At 48.5% G+C, this 14,763-nt stretch carries 13 protein-coding genes; 12 read left to right on the forward strand and 1 reads right to left on the reverse strand.

Annotated elements, in window-relative coordinates:
- Nucleotides 1-143 precede the first annotated feature (143 nt).
- From IV54_RS00560 to IV54_RS00595, 8 genes are all read left to right on the forward strand, one after another.
- Nucleotides 144-866 carry an ABC transporter ATP-binding protein gene (locus IV54_RS00560; RefSeq protein WP_057877465.1) on the forward strand — a complete coding sequence of 241 codons (723 nt, stop codon included), beginning with the start codon at nucleotides 144-146 and terminating at the stop codon, nucleotides 864-866.
- A complete protein-coding gene (locus tag IV54_RS00565) occupies nucleotides 866-2,077 on the forward strand; it encodes an ABC transporter permease (RefSeq protein ID WP_057877466.1) in 1,212 nt (403 codons plus the stop codon). Before IV54_RS00560 ends, IV54_RS00565 begins: the two co-directional genes overlap by 1 nt.
- 66 nt (nucleotides 2,078-2,143) lie before the next feature.
- Nucleotides 2,144-2,791: a TetR/AcrR family transcriptional regulator gene (locus IV54_RS00570; protein WP_057877477.1), complete on the forward strand. Its 648-nt coding sequence runs from the start codon at nucleotides 2,144-2,146 to the stop codon at nucleotides 2,789-2,791.
- A 111-nt stretch (nucleotides 2,792-2,902) separates the two neighbouring features.
- Nucleotides 2,903-4,090, forward strand: coding sequence for an MFS transporter (locus IV54_RS00575; RefSeq protein ID WP_057877467.1), 1,188 nt, complete (start codon nucleotides 2,903-2,905; stop codon nucleotides 4,088-4,090).
- A gap of 106 nt (nucleotides 4,091-4,196) precedes the next feature.
- Entirely contained in the window at nucleotides 4,197-5,378 is a 1,182-nt protein-coding gene (locus tag IV54_RS00580) for an MFS transporter (RefSeq protein WP_057877468.1), read from the forward strand.
- A gap of 51 nt (nucleotides 5,379-5,429) precedes the next feature.
- The gene (locus tag IV54_RS00585) at nucleotides 5,430-6,272 is read left to right on the forward strand and encodes an aldo/keto reductase (protein ID WP_057877469.1); all 843 of its coding nucleotides are present in this window, start codon (nucleotides 5,430-5,432) and stop codon (nucleotides 6,270-6,272) included.
- A gap of 363 nt (nucleotides 6,273-6,635) precedes the next feature.
- Entirely contained in the window at nucleotides 6,636-8,555 is a 1,920-nt protein-coding gene (locus IV54_RS00590; RefSeq protein WP_057877470.1) for a SpaA isopeptide-forming pilin-related protein, read from the forward strand.
- Nucleotides 8,556-8,769: 214 nt separating this feature from the next.
- On the forward strand, nucleotides 8,770-9,336 hold the full coding sequence (locus IV54_RS00595) for a TetR/AcrR family transcriptional regulator (RefSeq protein WP_057877471.1): 567 nt from the start codon (nucleotides 8,770-8,772) through the stop codon (nucleotides 9,334-9,336).
- 68 nt (nucleotides 9,337-9,404) lie between these two features.
- Here IV54_RS00595 and IV54_RS00600 read toward each other — a convergent pair whose 3' ends face one another.
- Entirely contained in the window at nucleotides 9,405-11,546 is a 2,142-nt protein-coding gene (locus IV54_RS00600) for a KxYKxGKxW signal peptide domain-containing protein (RefSeq protein ID WP_057877472.1), read from the reverse strand.
- 560 nt (nucleotides 11,547-12,106) lie between these two features.
- Between IV54_RS00600 and IV54_RS00605 the strand changes: the two genes are divergently transcribed.
- From IV54_RS00605 to IV54_RS00620, 4 genes are all read left to right on the forward strand, one after another.
- On the forward strand, nucleotides 12,107-12,529 hold the full coding sequence (locus tag IV54_RS00605) for a MerR family transcriptional regulator (protein WP_057877473.1): 423 nt from the start codon (nucleotides 12,107-12,109) through the stop codon (nucleotides 12,527-12,529).
- 13 nt (nucleotides 12,530-12,542) lie between these two features.
- Nucleotides 12,543-12,953: a cupin domain-containing protein gene (locus IV54_RS00610; protein ID WP_057877474.1), complete on the forward strand. Its 411-nt coding sequence runs from the start codon at nucleotides 12,543-12,545 to the stop codon at nucleotides 12,951-12,953.
- A 14-nt stretch (nucleotides 12,954-12,967) separates the two neighbouring features.
- On the forward strand, nucleotides 12,968-13,288 hold the full coding sequence (locus IV54_RS00615; RefSeq protein WP_057877475.1) for a carboxymuconolactone decarboxylase family protein: 321 nt from the start codon (nucleotides 12,968-12,970) through the stop codon (nucleotides 13,286-13,288).
- Between the two features lie 175 nt (nucleotides 13,289-13,463).
- Nucleotides 13,464-14,594, forward strand: coding sequence for a family 8 glycosyl hydrolase (locus IV54_RS00620; RefSeq protein ID WP_057877476.1), 1,131 nt, complete (start codon nucleotides 13,464-13,466; stop codon nucleotides 14,592-14,594).
- Nucleotides 14,595-14,763: the final 169 nt, after the last annotated feature.

Below are 14,763 nucleotides of genomic sequence, written 5' to 3' on the forward strand. Positions count from 1 at the left end.
TGAATAAAGAACTGGTCTAGTAGAGCAGGTGTTGCACTTCAATTTTAAATCGAGGCTTTTTTTAAAAGTGATTGTATACTCACCTTATCGAGTAAGTAATTACTCACTCACCTAAATTTAAAAAGGTCTTGGGAGGTCTTATTGTGGGACAAGCAATTATTGATTTACAACATTTAGCCAAGAAGTTTGGCGATGAAACGGTATTGAAGGATATCAACCTTACCGTCAACAAAGGCGAGATTGTTGGTTTAATTGGACCTTCCGGGGCCGGTAAATCAACGGTAATCAAGGTCACATTGGGGATGGAAGTTGCCAGCGGGGGTTCTGCCAAAGTTTTTGATACCACGATGCCGAACCGGCAGTTGCTGGGGCGGATCGGGTACATGGCGCAAACCGATGCCCTGTACGATGCCCTGACTGGCAAAGAAAATCTAGTGTTCTATGGCCAAATGAAGGGTATTAAGAAAGACCAGATGGTAGCCGAGGTTGAACATGCAGCTAAAGTGGTCGACCTGACCAAGGATCTGAACAAACGGGTATCTGGCTATTCTGGGGGGATGATGCGGCGGTTGTCACTGGCCATTGCACTGCTTGGTAGCCCTGAGTTGCTGGTTTTGGACGAACCGACTGTCGGGATTGACCCAGCCCTGCGGCGACAAATTTGGGCAGAACTTGACCGGATTAAGAGCGAGGGTCGAAGCATTCTGATCACAACTCACGTGATGGATGAATCCGAACTGACCGATCGGGTGGCCTTGTTGCTAGATGGCAAGGTCATGGCATTCGATGAACCCGGGGTGTTGAAGAAACAGTACGATGTGCCAACGATTGAAGATGTCTTCTTAAAGGCGGAGGGTGTTGAATAATGAGAACAATTGCGATTATGAATCGGGTTCTAAAGGAACTCTTTAGAGATAAGCGGACGTTGGCCTTGATGTTCCTAGCTCCCGTCTTGGTGATGTTACTGATGAGTGTAATCTTCAACACGAACTCATCAACAGATGTGAATGTCGGCACGGTTGCCGTGACACAGAAGCTCAACAAGGAAATGGGGAGCATCAAGCACGTTGACGTTAAATCCTACGATAGCAAGGCGGATGCCGACAAGGCTTTAAAGGCGGCCAAGATCGATGCGATTATCAAGAAAAATGGCAAGAATTTTAGCCTGACTTACGCCAATACGGATTCTTCCAAGACGTCAGCCGTCAAGTTGGCCTTTAAGAATGCCCTGACCGCCACGAGTATTGATCAATTAAAGTCGGCATTGAAGAAGAGCACCAAGGCTACGGTTAAGCTCCAGGCTCAGTTGATTGCCATGCAGAAGCAGCAGGCAGCCGCGAGTCAGGCGGCTGGCACAGCCACGGTTACTCAACAGGCTGCTGCCACCAAGGCCACGTCGACGAATCACGCGACCAAGAGTACTAGTCAGACAACGCCGAAGATTACCAACCACTACGTATACGGGGACAAGGACACCGGCTTCTTTGCCAAGATGGTGCCCATCCTCATGGGCTTCTTCGTTTTCTTCTTCGTTTTCCTGATTTCTGGGATGGCACTACTGAAGGAACGGACGACGGGAACTTTAGATCGCTTGTTAGCAACGCCAGTTAAGCGGTCCTCCATCGTTTACGGGTACATGTTGAGTTACGGCATCCTGGCCATTTTACAAACCATTGTGATTGTCGTGGTTACGGTATGGTTACTAGGGGTCGAAGTTGTCGGAAACCTGGCAAGTGTGATTGCGGTTAACCTTCTCTGGGCACTGGTGGCGTTGGCCTTCGGGATTCTCTTATCAACCTTTGCCAACTCCGAATTCCAAATGATGCAGTTCATTCCGCTGGTCGTGATTCCACAAATCTTCTTCTCGGGATTAATCCCATTGGATTCAATGGCAAAATGGGTCAGTGATATTTCTACCGTTATCCCATTGAAATACTCGGGGGATGCGGTTACCGCAATTATCATGCGGGGAACCTCCATCTTTGCCTTGGGTGGGGACATCTTAGTTCTGCTAGGCTTCTTGGTAGTTTTGACCATTCTCAACATTGTGGGCTTACGGCGTTACCGGAAAGTCTAGTAAAATCACGACCATTCTTTAGGATAATCGCGTATAATAATAGTTTGACAGGTTTTTGTGAAAGGAGTGACCAGCTTGGAACCACCAATCTTTGATAATTATCGTGATTGGCTCGACCATCAGAAGATGCCTAAGGGTAAGAAGGCCGCATTAATTGCGGCAATGCGGCTCTTCTCCGAATCTGGATTTGACGGCACGTCGACGGTTCAGGTTGCCAAAGAGGCGGGGATCAGCCAGGCCACCATCTTTAAGTATTTTCACACCAAGCAAGATTTGTTGATGGCGATCGTCCAGCCAGTCCTGGAGCACTTCTTCCCGACTTACCGTGACGAATTCTTCGGCGGCATCGCGAAACGAAAGACACTAACCGAAATCGTTCATTTTATCGTCACTGACCGGTATCATTTTATTAAATCTAATGAGCAGGCAGTTAAAATTATTGCGGTAGAAATGATGACCAATGCCGAGATGCGCAAAACCTTTGCTAAAGTGGTTGCGAGTGAGGACTTTAACTTTCTTCAAGAACTCGTTCAATTTTTCTACGATACGGGTGAACTTAGAGACGACATCGATGCGGCTGGTTTGATTCGGGTGATTGCGGGACAGATGGTGGTTTACATCATCCAAGGTAATTACGTGCCAGCTCTGTTGCATGGTGAACAGGAAGACTTAGAAATGATCACTAATCAGATTGTTCGAACGCTTAAAAAGTAAGCTGAACGGCTAGTTTCCCTATTTGGGGGCTAGCCGTTTTTTAGTTTGTCGTGTAAGGTAGACTATAAAACTAAAAACGAGACGTTCGGCGTCACTAAGGAAGGATTTACCATGACCAAGTACCGGTTACAAACGATTATCTTTGTTCTCACCTCGTTCATGTTAGGCTGCAACGAGTTTATTGTCGTCGGGGTGATCTCTGACATTGCCAAGACTCTGAGTGTTTCGGTCGCCACGGTGGGCTACCTGGTGACAATCTACGCGACAGTATTTGCCGTTAGCACGCCGATCATTACGGTTCTGACCAATCGATTCAGTCGTTATAAAGTTTTTATGGTGCTCATGGCCGTTTTTCTTCTAGGTAACACCCTGAGTGGTTTTGCCACGACCTATGGGTTACTGATTGCGGCGCGGATGACGACGGCCGTGGTGGCTGGGGCCATCGAATCCTTTATCATTGCCTTTGCCAATGACATTGCGCCGCGTGATAAACGGCCGATTCTGATCGCCTGGATCTCTGCTGGGTTCAGCATTGCTTCCGTCATTGGGGTGCCGATCGGGACGGCGATCAGTACCGCTGACAGCTGGCACACGGCCTTCCACATTATCTCGGTAATTACCCTGATAACTTACGCGCTGTTAGCCTGGTTGCTACCACGGCACGTCGATCAGAGTACCGGGAGTGTTAAAGAACAGCTGGTCTTTCTGACCGACAAGCGAGTTTATTTGGCGGTTGGGCTCAATTTGACCATGGCGGCCACGATGTATGCTTATTACACCTATATTCGCCCCCTGATTACGGAGGGGCTAGGCTTCAGTGTTTCCAGTCTGAATTGGCTCCTCTTTATTCTGGGGATTATGAGTATCATCAGTAATCGCTTGTCAGGAACGTTGGCCGAGCGCGATGGCTTGCGGGTGATTCCCTGGTTTTACGTGGCTGACATCGGTTTGTTATTACTCTTGCCGATGGCATTGGACCACGCTTTCTTGGGCTTCGCCATCCTGTTAGTCCTTGCGTTGATTGTGACCATTGCCGGGGCACCACTGCAGATTCACTTCCTGGATGTGGCGGCGGAAAGCTATCCGCAAGCCATGATGTTGGCCGCAGCGGTCAATCCCATCTTCTTTAACGTGGGGATCTCGGTTGGATCGGCGACAGCCTCCATTCTCTTGAACCATGCCGGGTTGAAGAGCCTGAGTTTTGGCGCGATTGCCTATGCCGTGATCTCTTTGATTCTGGTCGTCGTCTTGAACCGTGAAATGGCGAAACGGCGGCAGTTACGGTCGACTAATCATTAAAAAATAACTGGTGACGTTTTCATGAGTCGTTAGCGGAGAATTTCCCTGGGGGATCGTGTAAGCTGGTCTATATGATTAACTAAACCGACTCAGAGGAGAAACTATTGTGAATAAGTATCGTTGGCAGGCCATCGTGTTCGTCTTGGTGGCCTTTATGCTGGGGTGTAATGAATTTATTGTGGTCGGGGTGCTCTCCGATATTGCCAAGGAGTACCAGGTGCCAGTCGCCACGGTAGGGTATTTGGTGACGATCTTTGCGACGGTTTATGCCGTCAGCACGCCATTTGTAACGATTCTGACCAGTCGTTATAGCCGCTATAAAACGCTGATGGTCTTGATGGGGGTCTTCTTACTGGGGAACACGCTAAGTGGCTTTGCCATGAATTATCCGGTACTGTTGGTGTCACGTATGGTGACGGCCATGGTGGCCGGAGCTATTATCTCTCTGATCATGACTTTTGCCAGCACGATTGCCCCACGGGAAAAGCGGGCCGGGCTCGTGTCTTGGATCTTCGCTGGCTTTAGCATTGCCTCTGTCTTTGGGGTGCCGATTGGAACCGCGATTAGTACGAGCTACAGCTGGCACGACGCCTTTTACCTGATCTCGGGGATCAGTGCGATTACCTGGGTCTTATTGGGTTGGCTCCTACCACGTCAGGTGGAACAGGTTCAGGGCAGTATTCGGAACCAGCTGGTGTTATTAAAGGACCGTCGCATCTATGTAGGGATTGCGCTGGTACTCTTCACGGCGGCGACGATGTACGCGTACTACACCTACATCCGGCCGCTGTTGACGACGGCCTTAGGCTTCAGCAACGAGAGCCTGAATTGGTTGCTGTTTGTCATTGGAATTATGAGTATTATCAGTAATCGGATCTCGGGGATGCTGGCCGAGCGAAATGGGTTGCGGATTATGCCGCGATTCTATGTCGCTGACATTGTGTTACTCGCAGTGTTGCCGTTTGTCTTGAATTCAAAGGCGCTGGGACTGGGTATCTTGTTGGTCATGAGTCTGATTGTCACGGTCATTAACTCCCCAATTCAGATTCATTTTCTCAACATTGCGGAAGAGGAATATCCGCAGTCGACCGTGTTAGCCTCATCGTTGAACTCGATCTTCTTTAATTTTGGAATTTCACTGGGGTCGGCCACGGCTTCGGGGATGCTGGGCACGGTAGGCCTCCGGTATATTAGTTGGGGAGCAGCCATCTACGCTATCATCTCACTGGGGTTGGCGTTGACGCTAAACCGTGTCATTCGCCGGCACAGACAAACCAGTTCCCTTTAGAATGGGCTCGCGTTAAGCTAGAATGTGAGATTGTGTATAGGAGGTTCACTCATGACAGAAGTGCAGACAGTTACGTTAAACGATGGTTTTGAGATGCCCGCCATTGGGTTGGGTACGTATCAGGTCCGTGGTGGTCAAGGGGTCAATCAGATCTTGGCAGCCATTAAGGATGGCTATCGGAGTCTGGATACGGCCACGAATTATGACAACGAGGGAGCCGTCGGTGAAGCTATTCGCCGGTCGGGCTTACCACGTTCAGCCTTCTTCGTGACGTCAAAATTACCTGGCAAGTATCACCAATATGCCGATGCGACCATGGCGATTCAGGAATCACTGTATCGTATGGGACTCGACTACTTTGACCTGTTCCTCATTCACTGGCCATTGCCCAAGCGAGACCATTACGTGGAAGCTTGGCAGGCCATGATTGACGCGCGGACACGTGGCCTGATTCGGTCAATTGGGGTCTCGAATTTTGAACCTGAGCATTTGGACCGGTTGATTCAAGAGACTGGTGTCACGCCAGCCGTGAACCAATTGGAGGTTCACCCATACTGGACCCAGGAACGGATGGTTGCTGAAGACCAGAAGCGAGGCATTGTCACCGAAGCCTGGAGTCCACTGGGACGTGGAAGTGCCGCGCTAAAGGAACCCTTGATTCAGCAATTGGCGACTAAGTATGGTAAAAACGTGGGTCAAATTGTGCTCCGCTGGCACACACAACGGGGAATCGTTCCGATCCCTAAGGCCAGTAACTTGGTTCACCAACGCGGGAATCTCGATATCTTTGATTTCAGTTTGGCTCCGGAAGAAGTGGCGGCGATTACTGCGCTCAACCAAGATGACGGTCGAATCGACAATCAAGATCCCAATGAATATGAGGAATTCGATTAATTTTTACCGGCTAATTTAATAATCAAGCGACGAATGAATGGTGTGAACAAAATAAGTTCATGCCATTTTTATTTGTGCCCAAAACCAATCATCAGTTAATTTCCAAAACCCTGCATTGATCACTCCAGATCATCAGTGGTGACGGTGACTTAGAGAAGTCAATCACGATAGCCGCTAAAGGTGAGGTTGAGTGTCCATAAAATGAAACGGCAAATGGATGAGCACTCAGAACTCGCCTTTTTACAGAAGTCATTATAGTGGGGGCTGAAGCGGAATAGAAGAGTAGCTTTTAATTCGGTAAGCTTTGATCCCCACAAAGGAGCAACCCGTTGTGGGGGTGTTGGTGATTGGAGGAGGATGACGATGAAAAGGAAGATTTGGACCATCATCTTTGGTTTGGTGATGGCGCTGACTGTCTTCCTTACAGGCGGGTTCATCACTAACGGCGTGACGGCCCACGCCGCTGAATTAATGGTATCAGGTCTCACCGGAAACGATCCGACCCTTACCGATCTGCAAGGAAGCAAGGTTCCTTTAGGGAGCGAGTTAAGTAAGTGGAACAGTTATGAAGTCAATTACACTTGGGGGATTCCCGATGGCGAGTCGATTCAAGCCGGCGACACGGTATCGGTGACGTTACCTCCTAACGCGGTAGCCAGCCAAGATATCTCGGTTAGTCTGAAGGATGATTCCGGTCGAGTTGTCGGGACCTTTACGATTAAGGCTGGAGAATCCACAGGAACGATTACATTCAATGATGTTTTAGGTGAATCTGCCACCGATCGTGGCGGTCATTTACAGTTCTATGTGACCGGGACGAGTGAAAATGAAAACTTGGGTCACGATTGGGGAGTCAACAAGGTTGGTTGGATTGCCGATCGAAATGCGGACGGGTCACCTTCCAAGTTGACCTGGAACATTGCGTTTAACCCTAATGGCATGCCTATGGGAACGGCCGTTGTCACGGATACTTTAGGTCCTAACCAGACTTATGTTCCGGGCAGTGTTTATGCTGAGACTGGTAAGTATGGCGAGGACGGCGGGTTCGTTGCCGATGGGACCGTTACCCCGGAGGTTGACGCCATGGGGAATACCTTGATTTTTACCTTCCCGGACGTTTCGAAAGCCATTAATATGACTTACCAAACGACGCCTAATGACGTGAGCGAAAGTGAAATTTGGACGAACACAGCTTCAATGAATGGCCAAAATGTGACGGCCCAGATTACCTGGGGCGGCAGTGGTAGCGGCAATGGTTCCGAGCAACAGTTCGGTGAAGTCTTGTTGACCAAGACGGACCGGGAGACCGGCGCAAAGTTAGCCGGCGCAACCTATACGCTGGAAGACAGCAATGGCAAAATTTATGGTTCGGGACTAGTCACCGATGCCAACGGCAATATTTCGTTTGCTAGTTTACCGGCTGGTGACTACAAGTTCATTGAAACGGCGGCGCCTGAAGGCTACACGTTGGATTCGACGCCAATACCTTTCACGATTGTGAAGGGTGAAACGGCAACGGTGGACGTTTCCGCTGAGGATACCGCCGACCACAATGATGAAGAGCCTAGCGGCGAGGTCATTTTGACTAAGGTCGATAAGGCTACTGGTGAGAAGTTAACTGGTGCGGTTTACAAGTTAGTGGATGCTGAAGGTGAAGTGATTAGGACTGACTTGATCACTAACGCCGAGGGGAACATTCAAGTTGATGGGCTTGCGGCTGGCGATTACCAGTTCATCGAGACCAAGGCCCCAGAAGGCTACACATTGAATGAAACCCCAATAGCGTTCACCATTGTGAATGGCGCGACAACTGCCGTAAATGTCTCCGCAGAAGATGTTGCGACGACGCCAGGCGGTGGCGGCGAGACTCCTGGTGAGACAGTGCCACCAGTTACCACGCCACCTACCGGACCAACGACGCCGGAACCAGAGCCAGAACCAACGCCGGAACCGACGCCGACGCCAACGCCAAATCCAAACCCAACGCATCCGACGGCACCAAAGCCACCGGTAGCGCCAACGACGCCAACATATCCAGGGACTACGACCCCAGAACCAGGTAACACGACGGGGTCTGGGAGTCAGCAGCCGGTCACTGGTGGTGCTGGCAACACGACGCCAACGACGGGTCAGACGAGTTCTAGTCACGCGACAAGCACCTATACTGGTCAGACGTTACCACAGACCGGGGAACGTTCAGCAAAGCCATTAATCGTGGCTGGGTTGGCCTTCCTGTTGGCCTTAACAACTGGCGGTTGGGTTGTTTGGGAACGGCGTTACTAGTGGAATAGGCTTTTAAAAAATGACGAGTTTGCCTAGCGGGCAACTCGCCATTTTATGTCACCATTTATAATGGGATTAACTATGATCGTGTGGAATAATGTGCTACACTAAGTTGGAATAATTTGGCGGCTCGATATTTGGATAAGTAGTTTATTCTACCAGCCGTTCAAGGTATAATTAGTTGAGAATAAGAGACTTTAAATGAGGCGAAAACATGGTAAAACGACGAGCATTAACCCAAGATATTGTCCTGGAGAAGGCCAATCAGCTGATCGCGGAGAATGGGATTGAGAACCTCACTGTCCGCGCTTTAGCGGATGCCCTAGAGATTCGGCCCCAGTCCGTCTATAACTATGCGGATAGTCTGACCGATCTCTTGGATCAAGTGGGGGTGCGCTTCGTTCAGCAACTGGCTGATCAGCTAATGCGGCGGTTAGTGGGGGTTGGCGGCAAGGAAGCACTAATGGTCTTTGCCCAGGAGTTCCGGGAGGGTTGTCGAAAACAACAACATCTCGCACCCATCCTGATGGACCCCAATGACATGCGCCAGTTAAAACGGACCCATGAAGCGTTGATGACGCTCTACCTGCAAATGTTTAAGAGTCTACATCTGGTTGGTGGCGACGAGGAGGGCCTCGTTGCGTCGACGCTCTACCGCTCGACATTATTTGGTTTTCTGGTTCAGGAATTTGGTGGCTTTTTGAAAATTTCACAACGAAAGATAGACGCACGGTTTATTCAAACTATGCAGCTGGCCATCGATCAAATAAATCCAGAATAAATTAAAAAATCCATTCGCGCACTGATTAAATTCAGTGTTCGGATGGATTTTTAGGTTACTAGAGTGCGTTATTCATGACGCTTGCGACTCAAGCCAAGCCCTAAGGTTGATAAGGCCACGGCAACCCCGGCGGCAATAGTCGAGATGGCGCTTTGCTTTTCATCGGTTTGTGGTAAGGTCGTTGCGCTTTGGTGGTTAGTCTTGGATGCAGCTAACTTGGTGGCGGTCACGTGAGCGGCCTGACCATGAGTCTTAACCACCGTGCTGGTCGTGGTCTTGTGGCCAGTGGTCTGGACACCCTTGGCCTTGTCACCAGCAGTAAGGTTTACAACATGGTTACCTTTGTCAGTGGTTGGTACAGTAGGGTCAACGATCTGGTCGCCATCCCCGCCAGATACCACTTCGTCACCGGGGACACCGTCGCCGTCAGTAATCGGCGTCGTTGGGGTAACTGGTGTCGTTGGTTCCGTTGTTCCAGGATCCGTGGTTGGATCGGTTGGATTCGTCGTACCGGGGTCGGTAGTTGGATCGGTCGGGTCCGTTGTACCAGGGTCAGTACTTGGATCTGGATCAGGGTCAACTGGCGTGACATCATCGACGATAGTGAAGGTAACGTCCGTTTCAGCTTGGTAGTTGTTAGTTGTAACGACGGTAATCGTGTAGGTCCCAGCTGGAATTGGTGTCCCATTGGCCTTGTAAACGAAGCCTAATGGATTGTCTGGGTCCGGATTATTCCAGAAGTATAACGGCAAGGCGCCTTCAGTAATGGCGTGGTACTTAGCTGTGGTATCGATGTTACCCGCGAGGTCTTGAGAACCGAAGAGCAGGCCACTAATTGGATCAAATGTGGACATTGCTGGTAATTCGGAAAGCTTGTAGGTTCCGCCTTGAACTGTCTGTTTAGAAGTCCAAGTGTTTAGCAGATGGTCATCATTAAAATTGGTGGTAAAGTGGTTGCCACTGATGAGCAACGTGCTGAGATTGGTGTAACCAGATAAATCCGGTAACTTACCACTAAGGTCATTGTCCTCCAGATAAAGCGCTTGTAACTTTGGAAATTCACTAAGATCAGGGAAGGCACCCGAGAGCTTGTTCTCACTGAATTGTAAGTACAAGACTTCTGGCAAACTGCCGACATCAGCAAGATCTCCGGTAATGGCGTTAGAATCAAAGTTAACGTTAATCAGTTGGGTGTAGGCCGAAAGATCTGGCACATTACCAGTTAAGTTGTAATGATTGATGCTAAGATACTTTAATTGGGTATTTTGACCCAGATAGGTTTTCATAAAGGTACTAGCGTCTTGAGCGGGCATCGGCGTGTTCTCTGGAACAGTCAGTGCTAACGTTGTCAGCTTTGGTGCGAAGGAGAAGTCGATCATGTGTTCCGGTGCGATAGCCTTTTTAGTCAAAGTGAAACCATCTAAGTTCGTGAGATATTGAATCCCGGTGAAGTCAGTGGGTAAGTCACCAGTATAACCATAATCAGTCAATGAAGTGACTTTGGAGAGGTAGAGGAATAAGTTACTCGATGTGATGTAAGCGCCCTTGTTGAAGAACTTAGCGGCATTGATGACCCAGGCCCGCATAGCAGGATCTGGCATCCATTCGGTAGCATCGACACCCATGATGTTAGGCAAGGTTGCGGCCTTCACTAAGGCACTCCGAGATAACCGAGACGTTGGTAAAACTGAAGAGAATGATTGAATCTTTTCAACGTTGACTTCGGTTGTTTTTTCAACAGGTGCGGGTTCTTCTTTAACGTCGTCTGTTTGGACAGTTGGGACTTCAGGCGTCTCCTGGACGTCCTTATTCACTCTTTGATCAGTGAGGTTAGAAGCAGGAACATCTGATTTAGGTGTCTCTGTTTTTTCTTTAACTTCAGGATCGGCGACCTCTTTTGACGTGTTATCCTTTTCGGTATCCGTCTTGGTTTCAGTATCTGTTTTAGTATCGGCGTTACTTTCAGACGTGTCCTCTTTGGTATCACTGGCCGTCTTCAAGCTGGTTTGATTAGACTGTTCAGAACTGGAATCGCTTTCAGTTTCGGTCTGTGGTGTGGCGGCGGGGGTGGTGTCGGCATTCGCCGTAACGCCCATGCCAGTCATCCCTAAACCTAAGGTTGCAACAGTGATACAAGCGAAGACCCAGTTCTTACCTGCCTTGTAACTCTTAAAGTGTTCCTTAGTTTCAACGTTAGCTTGCTTCCTCATGATGATTTCCTCCTCAATTACTGTGAAATTACTTCGCCCTAGTCATTGGTTACTATTTTTACCACACATCAGTTAATGTGGACAATCTTTTCTACAACTTCATTGTACACCCTTTCACAGCTAATTCAAGCTTAATTATAAAGAGATAAAACTAATTTGAGGGTTATTCTTAGCTTTGTGAAATTAAATCGGTTTACCTTTTAAGAATAGGCATTAAGCGGTTTTTAATCTTGTTACGTTTCATTGCGAAGAGTCGGATCAGAGCGCTGTTAACCACACTTTTAACTAATTGCGTCATTCGAACAAAATAATGATTACAGTCGTAGATAGGTTATGATGTGTTCGTTATATTTCTTTACTTAATGCCAAATACATTTGAAAAGGCCAAACCTTTGTTAGGGATAAAGCAGACTTTTTCAAAAATTGAAATCGTTAGGCCGCTTGTTAATGATCGTTTCAGTTATGATTGATCTGAAAAATTATTTTTGACTTTTGTCTTGACTTAAAGTGTACTCGAAGGTGTTCACTAGAGCATGTAAGGCATTCAAGGAGGCGTCATTGTGGCAGATAAACAGTACCGAATCGGTGAATTTTCAAAGTTGGTGGGTCTGTCGACCTACACGTTGCGTTATTACGAAGACCAAGGATTGATCGTTTCCCAGCGTGATGAAAACGGCGTTCGTTATTATACTGAGAATGATATTCGGTGGGTTGGCTTTATCCTGCATCTCAAGGGAACCGGACTTCGTTTAAATGATCTCAAACGTTACGTTCGACTGCGAGCCGAGGGTGACCGTACGATTCCTGAACGGCGGGACATGCTACAGAAGACCAAGGATGATGCGGAAGCTGACATTGCTGAGCTTCAGATGCATCTCAAGGTCCTCAGCCGGAAGATCGATTGGTATGACGGCAAGGTCGATCACACGATTGACGACTCCGAGAGTTTCCATGACTATTTACAACAATTCAATGACAAATAAAGGAGAATGAATAATGGCTAAAAATGAAGATATTAAAAACGGTGTGATTTTTCCAGCAGGTGACAAGAACGAAGCTTACCAAAAGTTCTTTACCGGTCAGAGCTACTTACAAGGTTTAGTGAGTGATCCCGACGTCAGTGTGGGTGTTGGTAATGTGACCTTTGAACCCGGTTGCCGGAACAACTGGCACATTCATCACGATGGCTTCCAGATTCTACTGGTTACCGGTGGTGAAGGCTGGTACCAAGAAGATGGTCAACCCGCTCGGCGCTTACATCCTGGTGATGTCGTGGTTACCAAGGACGGCGTTAAGCACTGGCATGGGGCCACGAAGGATAGCTGGTTCAGTCACATCGCTATCACGGCTGGTACCCCAGAATGGTTGGAACCCGTCGACGATGCTCACTACAACGCATTAGACTAGGAGGTCTGAATTTCATGGCAAAGAAGCAAACAGCAGGGCGCGACAACTTAGGTGACTTTGCCCCCAAGTTCGCAGAACTCAATGATGATGTTTTATTTGGTGAAGTTTGGTCGCGTGAGGACAAACTCTCTGCTCACCAACGGAGTCTGATTACCATTTCAGCCCTGATTTCCGCCGGGAACTTTGAACAACTCCCAGCCCACTTGAAGATTGGCAAACAAAACGGTATCACCAAGGATGAAATTGCCGAAGTGATTACCCATTTGTCCTTCTACGTGGGTTGGCCAAAGGCTTGGTCCGCATTTGGCATTGCCAAAAAGGTCTTTACTGAATAGAAATAAACAACGCCCGAGAGCTTAATTGTTCTCGGGCGTTTTATCGTACTTGCTAATCAAGTTGTCAGGTCAAAATTGATGACTTGGGTTATTTTGGACGACAAATAATTCAGTTTGCGAGATAATTAAAGGTAATTAGAATGTTGTGATCAGCTTTGAAAAGGGAGTTGTAAGTATGCGTAAACGTCGGTTAATGGGAGCCATTATCGGCCTCGGGTTAATTGTGGGACTGGTAGCTGGCATTGCGACTGTTCGTCCAACGGCTAGCGAGGCCAAGATCAATGCGGCAGTGACCCAGTATCAGCAGTGGCGTAAGGCCTATGTGGCCGGGTCATCCCAGAAATACGTGAAGAGTAACAATGGTCAAGGAAAGACGACGGCACTTTCCGAAGGGCAAGGCTATGCCATGTTGGCGGCCGTTCTGGCTGCCAAAAAAGGGGCCAAGACCCAGACCACGTTTAATCAATTCTATAAGTACTACCGGTCTCACCGAGTATCCAGCAAGGTCCCGCTGATGCAATGGCAACAGACCAAGCGCTCCGGCAAGATGACCAGCAAGGGGTCCCAGAAGAATAGTGCGACCGATGGGGATCTGGATATTGCCTACGCGCTCATCCTTGCCGACAAGCAGTGGGGGAGCCGCAAGACCAACTATAAAAAGGCGGCCAAGTCACTGATCAAGGCCATCAAGCAAAAGGAAATCAACAAGACAACCTATCTGCCAACCATGGGGAACTGGGCGACATCTAGTTATGATGTCAGCAAGCTTCGGACGGCGGATCTGATGACCGGGTACTTCAAGACCTTTGCCAAATACACCAAGGACAAGACCTGGAATAAGGTCGCCAAGCAAAGCCAAGTGGCTGTGAAGAAACTTAGTGCCCGCCACAAGACCGGGCTATTCCCAGACTTTATCTTTGCGACCAAGAAGAGCATCAAGCTCAAGGCCGTTAAACCGTATACGATTGAGTCGGGGACGGATAATCAGGTTGGCTACAATGCTTGCCGGGTGCCTTGGCGTTTAGCTCAGACTTACAAGATTAGTAAGGACAGTGTCACCAAGAAAGCCTTGAAGAAACAGCTGGCCTTCTACAATAAGAAAAAGAAGATTACCGCGGTTTATACCGTGGGTGGCCGGGCTGTCAACAGCTACGAGAATACGGCGTTCACCGCTCCAGTTCACGTGGCCGCTAAGACGATGGGCTACAAGAGCTTGACCAAGAAGACTGCTAAGCAGTTACCGAAGAAGATTGAAAAGCGCAACTACTTCTCGGCAACTTTGCAGGTAGTCACGGCACTGCAATAGAGTAAAAGAGTGCGACAAAAAGCGGAACCAGCTACCTTTTGTCGCACGTTTCAGCCATAGAAATTTCAACAAATCAGACCAGGCGGTTGTCCCGGTCTTTTTTATAAAAAAAACGGGTCTACACTTTCTGGTATTGGTGAATAACTAATACCGGTTTTTTGTCTGTTTT

This window comes from Levilactobacillus paucivorans, assembly GCF_001437125.1.
GTDB lineage: Bacteria > Bacillota > Bacilli > Lactobacillales > Lactobacillaceae > Levilactobacillus > Levilactobacillus paucivorans.